This window comes from uncultured Roseovarius sp. (assembly GCF_963972555.1).
In the GTDB taxonomy this organism is placed as follows: Bacteria; Pseudomonadota; Alphaproteobacteria; order Rhodobacterales; family Rhodobacteraceae; genus Roseovarius; species Roseovarius mucosus.
The window spans coordinates 137389-156533 of sequence record NZ_CAXAUM010000008.1; the positions used below are offsets into that span (position 1 = coordinate 137389).

The window sequence follows — 19145 nt, forward strand, 5'->3', positions numbered from 1 at the left end:
TAGAGAACGATGAAACCGCTCAGGTGCCGATGGCGATATTGTCGATCAGGCGCACCCCTGCCAGCCAGGTCGCCGCAAAGAGCCGGGCGGGGCGTATTGGGGTCGCGAGGGCCGACAGATCGTCCTGCGCGCGCAGATCGAGGTAATCGACCCCGGTAAAGCCCGCCCGCTCCAGCCGCGTCACCGCCTCGGCGTGCAGCGTGCCAAACTCGGTGCCTGCGCGCAGCCCTTCGGCGATCTGCTCCATCACCTCATGCAGCACGGGGGCCGTGGTGCGGGCGCGGTCCGACAAAAGCAGGTTGCGTGAGGACATGGCCAGGCCGTCGATCTCCCGGATCGTCGGGCAGCCATGCACGGTGATCGGAATATCCAGATCCGCCGCCATGCGGCGCACGACCATCAGCTGCTGATAGTCCTTTTCGCCAAAAAAGGCATCGGTGGCTGCTGTCTGGGTAAAAAGCTTGGTCACGACCGTGGACATCCCGTCGAAATGGCCGGGGCGATAGACGCCCTCCATCACATCCGTGAGGCCCGCGACAGAGACGGTCGTGGCGAAATGCTCGGGATACATCTGGTCGCCATCCGGCACCCAGAGGGCGTCCACGTCGAAGCGCTCCAGCTTGCGTGCGTCCTCGGTTTCCGTGCGAGGATAGTTCTTGAGGTCCTCGGGATTGTTGAACTGCTTTGGATTGACAAAGATGGTCACGATCACCCGGTCGCAGGCTGCCTTGGCCGCCGCCACCAGCGACAGGTGCCCGTCATGCAGCGCGCCCATGGTGGGCACGACGCCAATCGTCTCGCCAGCCAAAATCCAGGGACGGGTGGCGGCACGCAGCGCGCTGAGGTCGCGCAGGATGGGCGCGCTCATCCGCGCGGCGCCTTGTCGGCAAAGGTATGTTCGGCTGCGGGGAAGGTCCGCGCGCGCACCTCGGCGGCATAGGCGGCAATCGCGGCCTCGCCATCCGCGCCCAGATTGCCGTAACGCTTGACGAATTTCGGTTTGAAGGCAGTGAAGAGCCCCAGCATGTCATCGACCACGAGAATTTGCCCATCGCAGCCCACCGAGGCACCGATGCCGATGGTGGGAATGGGAATCTCTGCCGTGATCCGGTCGGCCAGCGAGGCCGTGACCTTTTCCAGCACGACCGAAAAGGCCCCTGCCGCACTGACCGCGCGGGCATCGGCCAAGAGCGTCTCGGCGGCATCGCCGCGCCCCTGCACCTTGTAGCCGCCCAGCGTGTTGATGGATTGTGGCGTGAGGCCGATATGCGCCATCACCGGCACACCGCGCGCCACGAGAAAGGCGATGGTGTCCGCCATATGCCGCCCGCCCTCGAGCTTGACCGCCGCGGCACCTGTCTCGCGCATGATCCGCGCCGCGTTGCGAAAGGCCTGTTCGGGGCTTTCCTCATAGGAACCGAAGGGCATGTCGATCACCAGCATGGCATGGCTGAGGCCGCGCGCGACTGCCTGACCGTGCAGGATCATCATCTCCATCGTGACACCAAGGGTCGAGGGCAGGCCGTGCACCACCATGCCCACGCTGTCGCCCACCAGCACGAAATCGCAGGCGGCATCCATCATCCGCGCCATCGGCGTCGTATAGGCCGTGAGGCTGACGATGGGCGTGCCGCCTTTCATGGCGCGGATATCCTCCGGCAGGGGGGCGGTCTTGGTGGCGGTGGCGCTCATGGGCTGAAGTCCGGTCATTTCTGCATTGCGGCGCACGCTATCAATCCTCGTCAGAGAAATCCACACCTCTGTTTTCGCATGCGATCTGGCGTGACGTCGCTTTCGTGCGGCGTTGCGTCGGATGGGCTGCGCGCGAAATGGCAGGATTGATAAACATCGGCCCAACTCATGTTACCCGAAGGGAGTCGCACGTCATGAAAACCCAGGTCAAAGCCCTCGTCGTTGGCGGTGGGGCCGTTGGCACCTCGATTGCCTATCATCTCGCCAAGGCCGGGTGGGAGGATGTGATGCTGCTGGAGCGGGACGAGTTGACCTCCGGCTCTACCTGGCACGCAGCGGGGCTTCTGCCGCTCTTCAACATGTCCTTTGCGACCACCCATATCCACAAGTATTCTGTGGAATTCTACAAGACGCTGGAGGCCGAAACCGGGCTCAACGCGGGGTTTGCCGTCGTGGGCAACCTGCGCATGGCGCAGACCCAAGAGCGCATGGACGAGTTCATGCTCTACGCCTCGACCGCCGAGACCTGCGGCGTGCCCTATCAGTGGCTGACCCCGGACGAGATCAAGGAGCGGTGGCCGCTGATCAACACCTCTGATCTCAAGGGCGCGCTCTATCACAACACCGACGGCTATATTAACCCCGCCGATGTGACGCAGGCCATGGCCAAGGGCGCGCGTCAGCGCGGCGTGATGATCGAGCGCAAGTGGCAGGCGGATGCGTTCCACTGGACCGGCAGCGCCTGGGAAGTGACCTGCACCAAGATGGTGGAAAAGGGCGGCAATCTGGTTCCTTCGGACGAGCAGATCGTCATCACCGCAGAGCATGTCGTGACAGCCTCGGGCAACCATGCGCAGACCACCGCCAAGAAATTGGGCATCAAGATTCCGGCAATCCCCGTCGAGCATCAGTTCGTCGTGATGGATCAGGACCCGGCGCTGGTCGAATTCCGCAGACAGGGCGGCAAGGAACACCCGGTCGTGCGCGACGCCGATGCGCAGAGCTATGTGCGTGAAGAGCGCGGCGGCTGGATTCTGGGTGTGTATGAAAAGAATGCCCCTGCCTGCTTTGAATATGGCGTGCCGGACAGCTTCCGCGCCGACCTCTTCCCGCTCGATCTGGAGCGGATCGAAGAACAATACATGGCGATGATCCACCGTATTCCTTCGTGCGAGGAAAGCGGCCTCAAGGATGATTTCAACGGGCCGATCTGCTATACGCCCGATGGCAACCCGCTGGTCGGTCCCGCGCCGGGGCTGCGCAACATGTGGCTGGCCGAGGGGTTCAGCTTTGGCATTACCGCGGCGGGCGGCACCGGCTATTACCTCGCGCAGTTGATGGTGAATGGCGAGGCCGAGATCGACATGGCGAGCCTTGATCCCAAGCGCTATTCGTCGAATTGGATGACGACCGAGTTTGCCGCGCGCAAGAACGAGGAATGCTACGACCACGTCTATATCCTGCATCACCCGGATGAAGAGCGCCCGGCCTGCCGTCCGCTGCGCACCTCGCCCGCCTATGACCGTCAGAAGGCGCGCGGCGCGCAGTTCGGCTTTGTCAATGGCTGGGAACGCCCCAACTATTACGGGCCCCTCGACGCGCCGGAAAACTTCGACCATGACGCGCGCAGCTTCCGCCGGGGCGGCTGGTGGCAATATGCCGTCGAAGAGGCCAAGGCCATCCGCGAGGGCGTGGGCCTGATCGACGCGACCGCCTTTTCCAAGCACATGGTCAAGGGGCCGGGGGCGACTGCGTTCCTCGATTGGTTCACCTGCAACAAACTGCCGAAAGTGGGTCGTATCAACCTGACCTATGCGCTGACCGATCACGGCACGACGCGCACGGAATACACCATCGTGCGCCTCAAGGAGCACGAGTATTACCTCGTCTCTGCCGGGGCCTGGACGGAATACGACGCCGATTACCTGCGCAAATCGGCCGAGGATATGGCGGGCGAATTCGGCTATATCGAGATTCAGGACGTGACGACGCAATGGGGTGTCTTTGCCATCGCGGGGCCGAAATCGCGCGCGGTGCTCAACGAGGTCATCAAGGATGCCGATCCGGCGACCGCGCTCAGCAACAAGCGATTCCCGTGGCTGTCGGCGCAGCGGATAGAGCTGGGCATGTGCCCGGTCAATGCCATCCGCGTGGCCTATACCGGCGAATTGGGCTGGGAATTGCATCACCCGATAGAGATGCAGAACTACCTGTTCGATCTGCTGGAAAAGGCTGGCGCAAAGTATGGAATGAAGCTGGTCGGCGCGCGCGCGCAAAACTGGTTGCGGCAGGAGAAATCCTATCGCGCCTTCGGCAACGAGCTTGGCCGCGACGCGACCCCGCTCGAGGCGGACCTGCCCCGCTTTGTCGATCTGGACAAGGACTTCCGTGGCAAGACCAAGATGGTCGAGACCGGCGTGCGCGTGAAATGCTGCACGCTTCTGATCGACGGGCCCGCCGATGCCGATCCCTGGGGGCGTGAGGTGCTCTATACGCCCGAGGGTGAGCGCGTCGGTCGCCTGACTTCTGGCGGCTATTCGGTGGCGTTCGGCAAGTCCATCGGCATGGGCTATGTCAAGCCCGAGCAGGCGGTCGAGGGCACCAAGCTCAAGGTCAAGATGCTTGATCAGCTCTGGGATGCCGTCGTGACCTGCGACAGCCCCTATGACCCCAAGAACGAGACCATCCGCAAGGACGGGTAACTCAGCATAGGGGGCGCCAATCGGCGCCCCCTATTTCCAATGCGCCCCGAGCCAGGTTTTCCAATCCCCCTCAGACCCGGCAAAGACGTTGATATCGACGCCGCCCTCGACCCCCGGCACGATGCCGGTGCCGGTATATTGCCAAAAGGTCCAGCGTTTGCCGGGGTAGACCTGATCGGGCGTCTTGGCGACCGAGCGCAACCAGAATTCCACCCCCTCTATCTGTCCGATGCCGTTTTGCTCGTAGAATTCCGGGGTCGTGTAGATGATCGGGCGCTGGCCGTAATAGCGCTCGACTATATCGAGGAAAATCTGGGCTTGCCTGCGCACCTCTGCCCCCGGTGGGCGCACCGTGCAGGTGGGCGAAAACGGGTTCCACTCCATATCGAGCACGGGCGGCAACGCCTTGCCCCGGCGCGGCACGTTCTGGATGAACCATTGCGCCTGCACTTCGGGCGGGGTGCAGAAATAGTAGAAATGATAGGCCCCGCGCGGCACGCCATTGCGCGCGGCCAATTGCCAGTTGCGGTCGAATTGCGCGTCCTTGAGATCGCCGCCCTCGGTTGCCTTGATAAAGGCAAAAGCCACCCCTGAAAGCGCCACGCGCCGCCAGTCGATTTCGTTCTGAAAGCGCGCCACGTCGATGCCATGAACCGGATAGCGTGACGGGCCGCGCGGGCCGAAATCAACCGGGGCATAGTCGCCGAACCGCTCGGTTGCCAGAGCGGGTCCGCAAAGGAAGGCAAGGCAGAGGAAAAGAGCACGCAGCATCGGCAAACCCGTTACAAGAAGACCTGCCCCAAGCCTAACCTGATTACCGTGAATCGGTCAGCCGTTTTTATGCTGGCTGGCCTTTTTCCGAAAGTTCATCGTAACAGGCCAGCGCCTTGGCGGCATACATCATCGCCGGGCCGCCGCCCATCTGGATCGACATGGCGAGCACGTCACCCACTTCTTCGCGGGTGGCCCCTGTGCGAATGAGCGCTTCCATATGCAGGGCGATGCAGGGTTCGCATTTGGTGGCAACCGCAATGCCCGGGGCCACGAATTCCTTGACCTTGAAGTCAAGCGTGCCGCCTTCCTTGACGGCCTTGCCCAAGCCACCGAAGGCGCGGGCGGTGTCAGGAATGAGCGCGTTGAGCGTGCGCAACTCCTGCCGGGTGGTCTCGATCCTGGTTGGCCAACTCATTTGCGTGCGCTCCCTCTGCCTGTCTCTGTTCCGGCAGAAACCATGCCGCGCCGCGCATGGCCTTGATCCAGATCAGGCGGGCCGCTCTGCAATCAAGAGGACATTGTTGGCGGGCATCGCGCGGGTGTCGATCAAGGTGAGCCCCGCGTCGCACAGCCAATGCTGGACCTCTTCCAGATCCTTGTAGCCGATGGCGGGGTCCTGCGCGATCAGGCTCGCGTGGAACCGGGCGTCGCCCTCGGATGTGGCCTGCCCCTCGCGCAGGAACGGCCCGTATAGCGCAAAGCGCCCCGCCGGGGCGAGGGCACGGGCCACCTCTTGCACCAGCGTTTGTGCCTCTGGCGTCGAAATGAGATGCAGGAGGTTGATGAGCACGATCAAGGCGCGCTCGCCCGCCTCTGTGCCCCAACCCGCTTGTGTCGCGTTGAGGGGCATGGCCGCGCGCAGATTGGGCAATCCCGCCTCAGCCGCCCAAGCGTCGATGCTGGCGCGCCGCGTCGGATCAACCTCTGTCGGTTGCCAGACGAGGCCGGGCATCGCACGCGCAAAGCCCACGATATGCTGACCCGTGCCGCTGGCAATTTCGAGCGCGCGGCCTGTCGCTGGCGCGATGCCGACCAGAGCCTCGGTGATGATCGCCGCGTTGCGCTCGGCAGAGGGCGCGTGCAGCTTGGCCCCGTCGCCCGCGTGTGCGATCGAGGCGGTTGGCGGCAGGGGGCGTTGCGCCATCGGCTCAGGCCTCTTCGGTGCGGTCGGTGGCGGGGGGCGGTGCGGGGCTGAGGGCGGCAATCCGCGCATAAAGGGCCGCGTCCATCTCGAAATCGAGGGCAGCCAGCGATGGCGCGATCTGCGCGGCAGAGCGGCCGGAAATGATCGGCACGGGGTTGGCCGGATGCTGCGCTGCCCACGCCACCGCGAGGGTGGCAGGATCGGTGCCCAACTCTTGCGCAATCTCGACAAGGGCAAGCGCCGCCTCTTGCATCCAGCCCTGACCATAGCGGATGGCGTAGCGTTCATTGCCCGTGAGCCGCCCGGTTTCGCCGCGCGCGTACTTACCCGTGAGCAACCCGCCGGCCAGTGGCGAATACCCCGCCACCACCATGCCTTCGGAGGCGGCCATCGGCAGGATTTCAACTTCGGCCTGCCGTTTCACGAGGCTATACATCGGTTGCAGGATCGAAATGGTCAGATCGAAGCGCGCGGCGATGCAGGCGGCCTTCATCACCTGCCACGCGGCGAAATTCGACAGGCCGACATGATTGATCTGTCCGCGCGCGCGCAACTCGGCGAAGGTTTCCAGAGTTTCCTCGAGCGGCGTGTCGGGATCAAAGCGGTGGAGGTAGAGAATCTCGACCTTGTCCATCCCCAGACGCTGGCGAGAGATGTCGAACTGCGCGAGGATGTTCTCGCGCCCCGCCCCGCCGGAATACCCGGCTTTGGTGGCAATGGTCAGCCGGTCGCGGTGCGCGGCGGCGAACCGCCCCAAGAGCGTTTCCGAAGCGCCATCGGTATAAAGATGCGCGGTATCGAAATGGGTGATGCCCGCGCCGAGGCAGGCGTCGAACATGGCGCGCGAGGCGGTCTCGTCTGCGGCATCGCCGAATTGCATGGTGCCAAAGGCAAAGCGGCTGGCCGGGGTTCCGTCGGGGGAGGTGATTTGCATGGTCATGGCGCAGAGATTGCCATGTGGATGTTGCAAAGAAAAGCTGTCACCTTGAAAGTTGAGAGCCATGAGCTTAGGCGGGGGGAAACGGAAGCAAACCCGAACCCGTCGCAAGGAGCGCACGCGCATGAAAATGCATGAAACCTTCATCAAGCCGATGCACCCCGAGGGACGCAAGTTCGTGGCGATCTTTGCGCTCGTCACGCTTGCGCTCTTCATGGTCTGGGATGTGCTGGGCTGGATCGGCGCGGGCCTCACGGTGTGGTGCTACTATTTCTTTCGCGACCCCGCGCGCGTGACCCCCGAGCGCCCCGGCCTGATCATCAGCCCCGCAGACGGCATCGTGTCGCTGATCGAACCGGTGGTGCCGCCTGCCGAACTGGGCCTGCCGGACACGCCGCTCACCCGCGTCAGCGTGTTCATGAGCGTATTCAACTGCCATGTGAACCGCGCGCCGGTCGCAGGCACCATCAAGACGGTGGCCTATCGCCCCGGCAAATTCCTCAACGCCTCTCTCGACAAGGCCAGCGAGGATAACGAGCGCAATGGCGTGGTGATCGAGATGGCCGATGGGCGGCTCTTGCCGGTGGTGCAGATCGCCGGATTGGTGGCGCGGCGGATTGTCTGTTTCGTGAAACCGGGGGCGGTCATTGGGCGTGGAGAGCGGTTTGGCCTCATTCGCTTTGGCTCTCGCCTCGATGTCTATCTGCCCGAAGGTGTTGCTCCGAGTGTGCGCGTGGGTCAGACCATGGTGGCGGGGGAAACCGTGATCGCGGAGTTGGAGCAATGACGCCAGACCCCGAGCCCCACGCGCGCCGCGAGGTGACGCTGGCGCAGCTTTTGCCCAACATGCTGACGGTTGCCGCGATCTGTGCCGGGGTGACGGCAATCCGGCTCGGCGTGCAGGGGGACTATGTGCGCGCGGTGCAGCTCTTGCTCATTGCCGGGGTTCTGGACGGTCTCGATGGTCGTCTGGCGCGGCTTTTGCGCAGTTCGAGCGCCATGGGGGCCGAGCTTGATTCGCTGGCGGATTTCGTCAACTTCGGCGTCGCGGCCCCGCTGGTGATCTATTACTGGGGCCTTCAGGATGCGCGGCAGGCGGGGTGGATCGCGGTGCTCTTCTTTGCCGTGTGCTGCGTCATGCGTCTGGCGCGGTTCAACGTCAGCGCGCGCGAAGAGGGCGGCAAGGGCGGATCGGGGGCCTATTTCCAGGGATTGCCCTCGCCCGCAGGCGCGCTTCTGGCGATGCTGCCGATGTTCGTGACCTTCGCGCTACCCGATATGTCCCCGCCGCCTGCGTTCCTCACCGGGCTCTACATGGCCGGTGTCGGTCTCTTGATGATTTCGCCGGTGCCGGTCTGGTCGTTCAAGAAAACCCGCATCTCGCGCGAGAACGTCAAGTTCTTCCTCCTGGCCTTTGCCTGTGTCGCGGCGGCGCTGGTGATCTTTACCTGGGCGGCGCTGATCGTGATGTGTCTGGCCTATGTCGGCATGGTGATCTGGGCTGCGCTCTTCTGGTATCCCAACGAGGGTTAGTCGATATAGGCATCGGCCCGCAGACCTGCACGCTCGTGATGGATTGGCAGGGTGCGGCCGTAAAGCTGTTGACAGCGTTCGGGCGTGCCCACCATTCCCGGCTCTTCGACATACGACAGGATGGCGACGTAACGCGGGGTCGCGCCGCGCAAGGGGGCGACCCGGTGGAGCGAATAGCGCCCCCGGAAAATCTGAAGATCGCCGGGTTCCAGCACAAGCGTTCTGACCTTGTCCGAGGTGCCATCCAGCACCTTTTCCACCTCGGCGAAATTCTCGCCCCCGGCACGGATATTGGGCGCGTATTCAAACGCGCCTCCCTCATCGGCATTCTGAAGCGCGATGGTGACGGTGAAATTGTTGGTGTCGAAATGCCACGGGAATCCGTTGCCTTCATCGGCGGCATTCACGATCACATCGGCCAACGGATCGGCATAGGGATAGAATTTTTCCTCCTCCAGACAGTCCTGAATGAACGTGGTCAAGGCGGGATATTCATAGAGCGCGCGCAGCGGGCTTGCGGGTGGAAAGTTGTCCGCCGGGATAAAGCTGTTGGAGCGTTCGAAGAACCGCCGGCGTGGATCGGTGGCGGGCAGGCTCGGGTCGTCCTTGGTGAAATAGGGGTTGGTGCGGTTGAAGGATCGAAACGCCTTGTCCGCAACGCCCTCTGCCTGCGCGCGCAGGATCTCCACCCCGGCCGGGGTGAGGAACCCCTTGAGCACCGCGCAGCCATCGTGCCCAAGATCAGCCCGGACACGGGCAAGGACCGCGTCGCGCGCCAGCCCCATTTGGTGAACTGGGTAGCGGTCTAGATCAATCAGGGCTTCGGGGCTGTTCATGGTCTGTCTCCTGGCGGTCCATGCGCCAAAGAGTATGGCCTGCCTCGCGCGCGTCTGTTCTGAAACCGACCGGTGGCGATGTCGCGCCAATGACCCCCGCGATGAACGCAAACAGCCGCCGGTATCCCGGCGGCTGTCCTATCCAGACCTGTCCCGGCGGTTAGTTCGGAATCTCGCCTGTCAGCCCCTCGACATAGAAATTCATCCCCAAAAGCGTGCCGTCATCGGCGACCTCGCCTTCGGCCAGCCAGTCCGACCCGTCCTGCTTTTTCAGCGGGCCGGTGAAGGGGTGATAGCTGCCCTCGGCCATGGCGGCCTTGAGGGCCAGTGCCTCTGCCTTGACATCTGCAGGCACCGCATCGGAAATCTCGCCAATGCCGACCATGCCCGGCCCGATGCCATCCCATGTCTGCGTGCTCTCCCATGTCCCGTCAATCACCGCCTGCGTGCGGGCGATGTAATAGGGCGCCCAGTTGTCGATGATCGACGACACGCGCGGGAAGGGGGCGTATTCGCCCATGTCCGAGGCTTGTCCGAAGGTCACGACATTGCCGGCCTTTTCAGCGGCGGCCTGCGGCGCGGTAGAGTCAGTGTGCTGCAGGATCACGTCGGCACCTTGTTCGATCAATGCAGTGGCGGCGTCGGCCTCTTTCGCGGGATCAAACCATGTATAGGCCCAGATGATCTTGAACTCGACATCCGGGTTGACCTTTTTCGCGTGGATATAGGCCGAATTGATGCCGCGAATGACCTCGGGGATGGGATAAGACGCGATGTAGCCCACGATGTTCGATTTGGTCATCTTGCCCGCGATATGGCCCTGCACCGCGCGCCCCTCGTAGAAGCGGGCGGAATAGGTCGAGACATTGGGCAGCGTCTTGTAGCCGGTGGCGTGTTCGAATTTCACGTTCGGGAATTTCTCGGCCACCGCCAGCGTCGCCTCCATGAAGCCGAAGGAGGTGGTAAAGATCAGGTCCGCGCCCTGGAGCGCCATCTGCGTGATCGCGCGCTCGGCATCGGCACCCTCTGGCACGCTTTCTTGATAGACGGTTTCGACGGCGTCGCCAAACTGCGCCTCGACAGCCTGACGTCCCTTGTCATGCTCATAGGTCCAGCCACCATCGCCGATGGGGCCCACGTAGATAAAGCCGACCTTGGTTCTGTCCTGCGCCACTGCGGCGCTTGCCAGACCAAGCGCCAGTGCGGCAGAGGTCAATAGATGCGTGAGTTTCATTCGGGGTCTCCCTGTTTTGCTTTTATTGTGAGGCGTGAAAGATGCGGCCAAGCGAGCCGGGCGCGCGGGATTTGTCCGCCGACATGATGACCAGCACGAGGATGGTGATCAAGTAGGGCGACATGGAAAGATATTCGACTGGGATAGCGACACCCGCGGCCTGAAGGTTGAGTTGCAGCACCGATACCCCGCCAAAGAGCCACGCGCCAAGCAGCACGCGCCCCACCTTCCACGAGGCAAAGACCACGAGCGCCAGCGCGATCCAGCCTGCGCCCGAGGTCATGCCTTCGGTCCATTGCGGCACGCGCACGAGGCTGAGATAGGCCCCGCCCAGACCCGCGCAGGCCCCGCCAAAGAGGATCGTCAGAATGCGGATGCGCACCACCTTGTAGCCAAGTGCATGCGCGGCCTCGTGGTTTTCGCCCACCGCGCGCAGGATCAACCCGGCACGGGTATATTTCAACAGCGCCCAGACCAGAGCGACAAGTGCCAGGGCGAAATAAACCATCAGATCATGGGAAAAGAGGACACGCCCGACAAAGGGCAGATCGCTCAGGACAGGCAGGTCGAGCCGGGTGGTCGGCGGCGGCTTGATCCCGACATAGCCCTGCCCCAGCAGGGACGATAGGCCAAGGCCAAACAGCGTGAGCGCCAGACCGCTGGCCACCTGATTGGCAAGGGCCAGTTGCGTCAAGAGCGCGAAGAGCAGCGCCAGAATGCCCCCCCCGGCGGCGGCGGCGACAAAGCCCACGAACGGCGATCCGGTATTGACGGCCATCGCAAAGCCGCAGATTGCGCCGGTGATCATCATGCCCTCAACCCCGAGGTTGAGCACCCCCGCCCGCTCGACGACCAGCTCGCCAAGGGCTGCCAGCAGGATGGGGGTCGAGGCCACGATGAGCGAGGCCAGAAGCAGCGCCGGATCAATCGACGAGAGGACCATCACGCCACCTCCTTTGTCGCCAACCGGATGCGGTAATTCGTCAGCAGGTCAACGGCCAGCAGAAAGAACAACAACATCCCCTGAAAGAGCTGGATCGCGGCGGCGGGCAGGCCCATGTTGGATTGCGCCAATTCGCCCCCGATATAGGTGAGCGCCATCAAGAGCCCCGCAAGCAGGATGCCGAACGGGTGCAACCGGCCCAGAAAGGCCACGATGATCGCGGTAAACCCATAGCCCACGTTGAAATCAATGCTGACCTGCCCTGCGGGCCCCGCTACCTCGAACAATCCGGCCAGACCTGCCAGAGCACCCGAGGTGCCAAGACAAAAGAGCACGAGCCGCGCCGGGCGCACCCCGGCGAACCGCGCCGCGCGTGGGGCCTGACCGGCCAGCCGGATGTGATACCCAAGAAGGTGTCGGCTGAGCAGCACATAGGCGAAAATGACCGCGATCAGCGCCGCCACCACCCCCCAATGCATGCCGGTGCCGGTGATAAGCTCCGCGTTATGGGCGCTGTCATATTGGCGCAGGTTGCGCGAGCCGGGAAAACCGCGCCCCTCGGGGTTTTTCATCAGGCCAAGCGCCATGGCCGCCAGCAATTGCTCGGCGACATAGACGAGCATCAGCGACACGAGGATTTCATTGGTGCCGAACCGCAGCTTGAGAACCGCCGGGATCATGCCCCAGGCCCAGCCCCCCAACGCGCCTGCCAGCACCATCAGCGGAAAAATCAGCGCGCTTTCAGCCGGATAAAAGGCAAGCGCCACCCCGGCACCCGCAAGCGCGCCGACGATATATTGCCCCTCGGCCCCGATGTTCCAGATGCCGGCGCGAAACCCGAGGCTGAGGCCAGTGGCAATCAGCACCAGAGGCGCGCCCTTGATCAGAAGTTGGGGCCGGTAATAAAACGCGAACTCGCCAAAAAGCGGCTGCCAGAAGATCGTCGAGATCGCCGCGACCGGGTCCTGGCCCAGGGCGGCAAAGAGCGCACCCCCCGCCACCATGGTGATCAGCACCGCCAGAACCGGCGTGGCCCATGTCCAGAGTTGCGAGGGTTGGGGGCGCTTCTCGAGTTTCAGCATGGCACGCGCCCAGGCTTCTTTTTGGTAAAAATACTCGAAAACAACGGGTCAGACATGCGCCACCTCCATGCCATGTGCGCCGCCCATCATCAAACCGATCTCTTCGACGCTCAGGCCTTGGGTGGGCCGTATCTCCGAGAGCCGCCCCTCGCTGAGCGCACCGAAGCGGTCGGAAATCTCGATCAACTCATCCAGATCCTGACTGATGCAGATGACTGCCGCGCCCCCAGCGGCGAGATCGAGCAAGGCTTGCCGGATCGCGGCGGCGGCGGCGGCATCGACGCCCCAGGTGGGCTGATTGACCACCAGAACCTCGGGTCGTTGCAGGACTTCGCGGCCAATGACGAACTTTTGCAAATTGCCGCCCGAGAGCGCCCGCGCGGCGGTGCCGGGGCCCGGTGTGCGCACGTCAAAGCCGGTGATGATCCGGCGGGCAAAGGCCTCGGCTGCGTCCCATTTGAGAAAGCCGCGGTTGACCAGGTTTTCCCGCGCCGCGCCGGTCAGGATCGCATTTTCCGTCAGGCTCATGTCCGGGGCTGCGGCATGTCCCAGCCGTTCCTCGGGCGCGGTGAGCAGACCCATGGCGCGGCGCTGGCTGGGGCCGTGCTGGCCGATGGTCGCACCCTTCAGGCGCAGGGTCTCTGCCGCCACCGGCATTTCCCCCGAGAGCACGGCCAAAAGTTCATCCTGTCCGTTTCCCGCCACCCCGCCGATGCCCAGTACCTCTCCGGCCTGCACGGCAAAGGAAATCGCGTGCAGCGCGGTGCCGAACTGTCCCTGTGCCGCCACCGACAGGCCAGACACCTCCAGCAGCACTTCTCCCTTGCCACCCCGGGCCCGCTCCGGCGCGGCAAAGCTGGAGCCCACCATCAATTCGGCCATCGCGCGGGCCGAGGTCTCGCGGGGGGTGCAGGTGCCCACGTTGCGGCCCTGCCGCAAAATGGTGGCATGATCGCAGAGCGCCCGTATTTCCTCTAGCTTGTGCGAGATGTAGAGGATCGCCACGCCTTCGCCGGTCAGCTTGCGCAGGGTCTGAAACAGGATTTCCACCTCTTGCGGCGTGAGCACCGATGTCGGCTCGTCCATGATCAAGAGGCGCGGTTCCTGCAAGAGACAGCGGATGATCTCGACCCGCTGGCGTTCGCCTGCCGAGAGGTCGCCAACCGTGCGATCGGGGTCAAGCGGCAGGCCATAGGTCTCCGAGACATCGCGAATGCGGGCCGCGAGATCGCGCAGCGCTGGCGGTTTCTCCATCCCGAGGGCCACGTTTTCTGCCACGCTCATCGCATCGAAGAGCGAGAAATGCTGAAACACCATCGCGACCCCGGCCAGGCGCGCGGCATGGGGGTCGTGTGGGGCATAGGGCGTCCCGCGCAGTGTCATGGTGCCGCTGTCGGGCTTGACCAGACCATAGATCATCTTGACGAGGGTGGATTTCCCGGCGCCATTCTCGCCCAGAAGGGCATGCACCTCGCCCTCGCGGATGGCAAAGGACACGGCGTCATTGGCGACAACCCCGGGGTAGGCCTTGGTCAGACCCGAGACGGTCAGCAAATCGCCTGTCACGCGGTTCTCCTTCGGTCTGCGGCCCTGATGCCCGGTTCTTTCAGTAGCGCAGCCGCCACGCCAAGCGCAATGGCTTGCGGGTGTTTGCCCAGGTTCGGATCGCCAATAGGGCAGGAAATGCGTGAAATCTGCGCGTCGGAATGCCCGAGAGCCGCCAATCGCTGCCGAAACCGCGCCCATTTGGTGGCAGAGCCGATCAATCCCGCGCCTGCAAAAGACCGGTGCAAGAGCCGGTGGCACAGCTCGAGATCGAGCGCATGGTCGTGGGTCACGATGATATGCGTGGCGGTATCCGGCGCGTGCCCGAGGGCATGCAGCGGATCATCTGCGGGTATGATGCTCGCGTGCAGGTTGCGCAACATCTCTGGTCGTGAATCCGCCAGCGTCACCGCCAGATCGGGCAAGGGGGCGAGCATGTCTGCCAAGGCGCGGCCCACATGGCCCGCGCCATGGATCATCACCGGATGCCGGGGCGGCAACCGCTCGATCAGCCAGCCGTCCAGCCATGTGATGCCTGCACCCGCGCCGTGCCGCGTCGTGGGGGGCGTGTCGCCTGCGCCGGGTTCGATCCGCCGCGCCCAGGCACCCGAGTGTTTGAGCGCCTCTGCTGCCTCTTCTACCCGGTGCTCGTCGAACCGCTCGATCACCAGCACCACCGCCCCGCCACAGCATTGCCCAAGGGCAGGGCCGAGCGCCTGGCGCAGCACGCGGGCGTGCGCGCCTTCGGCCAAAAGCGCGCGCGCGGCCCCTGCTGCCGCATGTTCCAGCCGCCCACCGCCGATGCTGCCCGATTGCCCATCGGGCCACACCAGCATGGCGGCCCCGGCAGCGCGCGGGGTAGAGCCTCGGGTCGAGGCGATGACAACCCGCGCAATCGCGTCCTCGCGTGCGACGGCTCTGCGCAGATCGTCAAAATCACGCATCGGCATGCGCCCTCTGGCGCGCGATGGCGCTCAGCACGCGTTCCGGCGTCGCAGGGGCATCGAGCGACGGATAGCCCGGACCAAACGCCGCCACCGCATCGCTGAGTGCCATCAGGGCCGAAATCCCCAGCATGAAGGGCGGCTCGCCCACGGCCTTGGAGCGGTAGATCGTCGGGCGCGGGTTCTCTCCCTCCCACAGCGCCACGTTGAACACCGCGGGCCGGTCCGAACAGGCGGGGATCTTGTAGGTCGAGGGGGCGTGGGTGCGGAGCCGTCCGGCGGCATCCCAGACCAGTTCCTCGACCGTGAGCCAGCCTGCCCCCTGCACATAGCCGCCCTCGATCTGCCCGATGTCGAGCGCGGGATTGAGAGAGGAACCGCAATCATGCAGGATATCGGCGCGCAGGATGCGGTACTCGCCGCTCAGCCCGTCCACCACCACTTCGGTCACGGCGGCACCATAGGCGAAATAGTAAAAGGGGCGACCCTGCCCCTTGATCCGATCCCATGCCAGATCGGGCGTCTTGTAGAACCCGGTCGCGGACAGGCTGATGCGCTGCTCGTAGCAGAGTTTGGCGGCTGCGGCAAAACTCAGGCGCCGAGTGCCGATCTGCACATGGTCCGCGCTGAACTGCACCGCGTCTGGCGCACCGCCATAACGCTCTGCCAGACAGGCGGCCATCCGGTCGCGGATCGTATCGCAGGCCGCCTTGACCGCCATGCCATTGAGATCGCTGCCGGAACTTGCCGCCGTGGCCGAGGTGTTGGGCACCTTGGCGGTATCGGTCGCGGTGATCTTGATCGCCTCCAGCGGCAGGCCAAAGCGCGCGGCGGCCACCTGCGCCACCTTTTGAAACAGGCCTTGCCCCATCTCGGTGCCGCCATGATTGAGATGCACCGAGCCATCCTGATAGACATGGACCAAGGCTCCGGCCTGGTTGAGGTGGCTGAGCGTGAAGGAGATGCCGAACTTGACCGGCGTCAGCGCGAGCCCCTTCTTGAGCACGGGGTTTTGAGCGTTCCACGCCGCCACCGCAGCCCGCCGCGCGGCATAGTCCGAGGTGTCCAACAGCCGCTCGGTCATCTCGTGCAGGATGAAATCCTCGACCTTCTGCCCATAGGGCGTGATCTGCGGTTTCATCTGGCCCGAAATACCTTCGGGGGGGCGCGCAGCGCGGGGGGCAGACAGCCCCCCTCCAACGGCTGCGGCATAGTAATTGCGCTGCCGCACCGCCACCGGATCAAGGCCCAAATGATGCGCCACGTGATCCATCACCCGCTCGATGCCCAGCATGCCCTGCGGCCCGCCAAAGCCGCGGAACGCGGTGGCAGAGGCGGTGTTGGTGCGCAACCGATGGCTCTCGATCCGCACGGCGGGCAGGTGATAGGCATTGTCGGCATGCAGCATGGCGCGGTCGGCCACCGGCAGCGACAGGTCTTGCGACCAGCCACAGCGCGCGTAATGCACGAACTCCGCCCCGGTCAGTCGACCGGTGTCGTCAAACCCGGCCCGATAGGTGATGCGGAAATCATGGCGCTTGCCGGTGATCACCATGTCATCGTCGCGGTCATAGCGCAGCTTGCAGGGTTGGCCCGTGTGCCGCGCCGCGACGGCGCAGGCGATGGCGGGGGCGTTGGCCTGACTTTCCTTGCCGCCAAAGCCGCCGCCCATGCGCCGGGTTTCCACCCGCACCGCATGCATGGGGCGACCGAGCGCCTCGGCCACCTTGTGCTGGACTTCGCTCGGATGCTGGGTCGAGGCGTGGATCACCATGTCGCCCCCCTCTTGCGGCAGGGCAAGGGCCGCCTGACCTTCCAGATAGAAATGCTCTTGGCCACCCATCTCGATCACGCCGTCAATCTTGTGGGCCGCGTCGGTGATGGCGCGGGCGGCGTCGCCCCTTTGCCAGATGCGCGGCCCCTCCTCGAAGCGGCTATTGGCGGCAAGGGCCGCGTCGATGCTCAGGAGGGGGGTCGTTTCTTCGTAACGGACCTGTCCCCGGCGTGCGGCGCGGCGCGCGGCAAGGTGACTGGTGGCGATCACCAGAAAGAGCGGCTGGCCATGGTAGTGCACCTCGCCGGTGCACAAGAGCGGCTCGTCATGGGCTGAGGGCGAGCAATCGGCCCCATGCGGCAAGTCAGCGGCAGTCAGAACGGCGACGACCCCCGTGCATTGGCGTACCGGCGCAAGATCCATTTCGGTCACGCGCCCCGCCGCGATGGTGCTGAGGCCAAAGGTCAGATGCAGCGTGCCGCGCGGGCTGGGAATATCGTCGACATAACGCGCTGTCCCCGTCACATGCAGACGCGCGGCATCATGGGGCAGAGGGCGGGCGACGGTCATGGTGCCACCTCGAGAACCGAAGTGGCGACGCCCTGATCCTCGAGAAAGTAGCGCATCAAGAGGTTGCGGGCCACGTCGAGGCGATAGTCGGCAGAGGCGCGCATATCCGAGAGCGGCGCGAAATCCTGCGCCCAAGCCGCGCGGCTGGCGGCAATCGTGGCCTCGGACCAAGGCTGGCCGACCAGCGCCGCTTCGACCGCCTGCGCGCGTTTCGGGATGCCCGCCATACCGCCAAAGGCGATCCGCGCGGCGGTGATCCGACCTTCGTTCACGGTGATGTTGAAGCAGCCCAGAAGGGCCGAGATATCCTGATCAAAGCGTTTCGATATCTTGTAGCAGCGCAGGCGATCGGGTTGGCGGGGCAGGGTGATGGCCTCGACCATCTCGCCCGGCGCACGGTCCTGCTGGCCGTAGTCGAGAAAGAACGTCTCGAGCGGCATCTGGCGGCGGGTGTCGCCGTGGCGCAGATGCAGGGTGGCCCCAAGGGCGATGAGCGCGGGGGCGTTGTCGCCGATGGGCGAGCCATTGGCGATATTGCCTCCAAGTGTGGCCGCCGCGCGCACCTGTTCCGAACCATAGCGCCGCAGCATCGCGGCATAGGAGGGGTGAAAGGGGGCAATCGCCTGCATCAGCGCCGCGATGGTAACCCCGGCGCCAAGGCGGATCTCCGTATCCGAGATGTCGATCTTGCGCAGATCGGCGCAGTTCCCCAGAAAGATCGGAAGGTCGAGATCGCGCAATTGCTTGGTGATCCAGAGGCCCACGTCGGTCGCCCCCGCGATCAGCGTGGCCTCGGGGTGGGCGGCATAGAGGCGCGCAGCCTCATCGGCGCATCGGGGGTGAAGCGAGGAAGGGGGGCTGTCTGCCCCCCGCCCTGCGGGCCCCCCCGAAGGTATTTCCGGCCAGATGAAGGTGCGATCTTGGGTCATCCATGCGGGAATGGGGGCGGTTTCGGCGGCGCGGGCAGCGCGCAGGATCGGGGCGTAGCCCGTGCAGCGGCAGAGATTGCCCGCCAGAACCCGGTCGTGATCCCGCTCTCCATTGAGATGCGCGCAGGCCATCGCGGTGATGAACCCCGGTGTGCAGAAGCCGCATTGCGAGCCGTGATGCGCGATCATCGCCTCCTGAACCGGGTGCAACTGGCCCTCGGGGCCGCTGACCCCTTCGACCGTGCGCACCGCGCGCCCGGCGAGTTGCGGCAAGAGCAGGATGCAGGCGTTGAGCGGGCGTGCGCCGGTCTCGTCACTGACGATCACCGTGCAGGCGCCGCAATCGCCTTCATTGCAGCCTTCCTTGGTGCCGGTGAGACCGCGCGTCTCGCGCAGCCAGTCGAGCAGGGTTGTCGTCGGGGTCACATCCCGAAGCGCCACGCTCTCTCCATTCAGAAGAAACGTGAGGGTCATGAGCCGATGCCCGCCGCGTTACCTATGTCTGC

The 19145-nt window shown here is 64.4% G+C and carries 17 protein-coding genes; 3 read left to right on the forward strand and 14 right to left on the reverse strand.

The annotated features are described in order from the left end of the window. Window positions 1–19 precede the first annotated feature (19 nt). Together panC and panB are read right to left on the reverse strand one after the other, a co-directional pair. The gene (gene panC / locus AACZ65_RS10230) at window positions 20–868 is read right to left on the reverse strand and encodes a pantoate--beta-alanine ligase (protein ID WP_339670502.1); all 849 of its coding nucleotides are present in this window, start codon (window positions 866–868) and stop codon (window positions 20–22) included. Beyond that, window positions 865–1692 carry a 3-methyl-2-oxobutanoate hydroxymethyltransferase gene (gene panB, locus AACZ65_RS10235; RefSeq protein ID WP_339670504.1) on the reverse strand — a complete coding sequence of 276 codons (828 nt, stop codon included), beginning with the start codon at window positions 1690–1692 and terminating at the stop codon, window positions 865–867. The genes panC and panB overlap by 4 nt, the downstream gene beginning before the upstream one ends. Before the next feature lie 194 nt (window positions 1693–1886). Between panB and AACZ65_RS10240 the strand changes: the two genes are divergently transcribed. Then, window positions 1887–4394 (forward strand): FAD-dependent oxidoreductase, encoded by a 2508-nt coding sequence (locus AACZ65_RS10240; protein ID WP_339670506.1) that lies wholly within the window; start codon window positions 1887–1889, stop codon window positions 4392–4394. A 30-nt stretch (window positions 4395–4424) separates the two neighbouring features. Here AACZ65_RS10240 and AACZ65_RS10245 read toward each other — a convergent pair whose 3' ends face one another. The 4 genes from AACZ65_RS10245 to AACZ65_RS10260 all read right to left on the reverse strand — a co-directional run bounded on the left by AACZ65_RS10245 (window position 4425) and on the right by AACZ65_RS10260 (window position 7252). Then, entirely contained in the window at window positions 4425–5165 is a 741-nt protein-coding gene (locus tag AACZ65_RS10245; protein WP_339670508.1) for a GH25 family lysozyme, read from the reverse strand. Between the two features lie 67 nt (window positions 5166–5232). Beyond that, window positions 5233–5583, reverse strand: a complete 351-nt coding sequence (locus tag AACZ65_RS10250) for a carboxymuconolactone decarboxylase family protein (protein WP_339670509.1) — start codon at window positions 5581–5583, stop codon at window positions 5233–5235. 72 nt (window positions 5584–5655) lie between these two features. Beyond that, window positions 5656–6312, reverse strand: a complete 657-nt coding sequence (locus AACZ65_RS10255) for a DUF938 domain-containing protein (RefSeq protein WP_339670510.1) — start codon at window positions 6310–6312, stop codon at window positions 5656–5658. A 4-nt stretch (window positions 6313–6316) separates the two neighbouring features. After that, window positions 6317–7252 (reverse strand): aldo/keto reductase, encoded by a 936-nt coding sequence (locus AACZ65_RS10260; protein ID WP_339670512.1) that lies wholly within the window; start codon window positions 7250–7252, stop codon window positions 6317–6319. Window positions 7253–7373: 121 nt separating this feature from the next. Here AACZ65_RS10260 and AACZ65_RS10265 point away from each other — a divergent pair, with 121 nt between their 5' ends. Next, entirely contained in the window at window positions 7374–8036 is a 663-nt protein-coding gene (locus AACZ65_RS10265; protein WP_339670514.1) for a phosphatidylserine decarboxylase, read from the forward strand. Continuing rightward, entirely contained in the window at window positions 8033–8782 is a 750-nt protein-coding gene (locus tag AACZ65_RS10270; protein ID WP_297539403.1) for a phosphatidylcholine/phosphatidylserine synthase, read from the forward strand. Before AACZ65_RS10265 ends, AACZ65_RS10270 begins: the two co-directional genes overlap by 4 nt. Here AACZ65_RS10270 and AACZ65_RS10275 read toward each other — a convergent pair. The 8 genes from AACZ65_RS10275 to xdhA all read right to left on the reverse strand — a co-directional run bounded on the left by AACZ65_RS10275 (window position 8779) and on the right by xdhA (window position 19113). Further along, window positions 8779–9618 carry a hypothetical protein gene (locus tag AACZ65_RS10275; RefSeq protein WP_339670517.1) on the reverse strand — a complete coding sequence of 280 codons (840 nt, stop codon included), beginning with the start codon at window positions 9616–9618 and terminating at the stop codon, window positions 8779–8781. The two genes, AACZ65_RS10270 and AACZ65_RS10275, sit on opposite strands and share 4 nt — an antisense overlap. Before the next feature lie 160 nt (window positions 9619–9778). Next, complete coding sequence (locus tag AACZ65_RS10280) at window positions 9779–10852, reverse strand: BMP family ABC transporter substrate-binding protein (RefSeq protein ID WP_339670519.1); 1074 nt, start codon at window positions 10850–10852, stop codon at window positions 9779–9781. 22 nt (window positions 10853–10874) lie between these two features. Further along, a complete protein-coding gene (locus AACZ65_RS10285; RefSeq protein ID WP_339670521.1) occupies window positions 10875–11795 on the reverse strand; it encodes an ABC transporter permease in 921 nt (306 codons plus the stop codon). Next, window positions 11795–12877 (reverse strand): ABC transporter permease, encoded by a 1083-nt coding sequence (locus AACZ65_RS10290; protein ID WP_339670523.1) that lies wholly within the window; start codon window positions 12875–12877, stop codon window positions 11795–11797. Before AACZ65_RS10290 ends, AACZ65_RS10285 begins: the two co-directional genes overlap by 1 nt. A 48-nt stretch (window positions 12878–12925) precedes the next feature. Next, entirely contained in the window at window positions 12926–14443 is a 1518-nt protein-coding gene (locus tag AACZ65_RS10295) for an ABC transporter ATP-binding protein (protein ID WP_339670525.1), read from the reverse strand. After that, window positions 14440–15366, reverse strand: coding sequence for a xanthine dehydrogenase accessory protein XdhC (xdhC, locus tag AACZ65_RS10300; RefSeq protein ID WP_339670527.1), 927 nt, complete (start codon window positions 15364–15366; stop codon window positions 14440–14442). The genes AACZ65_RS10295 and xdhC overlap by 4 nt, the downstream gene beginning before the upstream one ends. Continuing rightward, window positions 15359–17710, reverse strand: a complete 2352-nt coding sequence (gene xdhB, locus AACZ65_RS10305; protein WP_339670529.1) for a xanthine dehydrogenase molybdopterin binding subunit — start codon at window positions 17708–17710, stop codon at window positions 15359–15361. The genes xdhC and xdhB overlap by 8 nt, the downstream gene beginning before the upstream one ends. Further along, window positions 17707–19113, reverse strand: coding sequence for a xanthine dehydrogenase small subunit (gene xdhA / locus AACZ65_RS10310; protein ID WP_339670531.1), 1407 nt, complete (start codon window positions 19111–19113; stop codon window positions 17707–17709). The genes xdhB and xdhA overlap by 4 nt, the downstream gene beginning before the upstream one ends. Window positions 19114–19145: the final 32 nt, after the last annotated feature.

Coding starts and splice junctions, on each gene's coding strand:
- AACZ65_RS10280 (WP_339670519.1), bottom strand. CDS start 10,852: ATGAAACTCACGCATCTATTGACCTCTGCCGCACTGGCGCTTGGTCTG.
- panB (WP_339670504.1), bottom strand. CDS start 1,692: ATGAGCGCCACCGCCACCAAGACCGCCCCCCTGCCGGAGGATATCCGC.
- AACZ65_RS10270 (WP_297539403.1), top strand. CDS start 8,033: ATGACGCCAGACCCCGAGCCCCACGCGCGCCGCGAGGTGACGCTGGCG.
- AACZ65_RS10260 (WP_339670512.1), bottom strand. CDS start 7,252: ATGACCATGCAAATCACCTCCCCCGACGGAACCCCGGCCAGCCGCTTT.
- AACZ65_RS10255 (WP_339670510.1), bottom strand. CDS start 6,312: ATGGCGCAACGCCCCCTGCCGCCAACCGCCTCGATCGCACACGCGGGC.
- AACZ65_RS10265 (WP_339670514.1), top strand. CDS start 7,374: ATGAAAATGCATGAAACCTTCATCAAGCCGATGCACCCCGAGGGACGC.
- AACZ65_RS10290 (WP_339670523.1), bottom strand. CDS start 12,877: ATGCTGAAACTCGAGAAGCGCCCCCAACCCTCGCAACTCTGGACATGG.
- AACZ65_RS10240 (WP_339670506.1), top strand. CDS start 1,887: ATGAAAACCCAGGTCAAAGCCCTCGTCGTTGGCGGTGGGGCCGTTGGC.
- AACZ65_RS10250 (WP_339670509.1), bottom strand. CDS start 5,583: ATGAGTTGGCCAACCAGGATCGAGACCACCCGGCAGGAGTTGCGCACG.
- AACZ65_RS10275 (WP_339670517.1), bottom strand. CDS start 9,618: ATGAACAGCCCCGAAGCCCTGATTGATCTAGACCGCTACCCAGTTCAC.
- xdhB (WP_339670529.1), bottom strand. CDS start 17,710: ATGACCGTCGCCCGCCCTCTGCCCCATGATGCCGCGCGTCTGCATGTG.
- AACZ65_RS10285 (WP_339670521.1), bottom strand. CDS start 11,795: ATGGTCCTCTCGTCGATTGATCCGGCGCTGCTTCTGGCCTCGCTCATC.
- AACZ65_RS10245 (WP_339670508.1), bottom strand. CDS start 5,165: ATGCTGCGTGCTCTTTTCCTCTGCCTTGCCTTCCTTTGCGGACCCGCT.
- xdhA (WP_339670531.1), bottom strand. CDS start 19,113: ATGACCCTCACGTTTCTTCTGAATGGAGAGAGCGTGGCGCTTCGGGAT.
- xdhC (WP_339670527.1), bottom strand. CDS start 15,366: ATGCGTGATTTTGACGATCTGCGCAGAGCCGTCGCACGCGAGGACGCG.
- panC (WP_339670502.1), bottom strand. CDS start 868: ATGAGCGCGCCCATCCTGCGCGACCTCAGCGCGCTGCGTGCCGCCACC.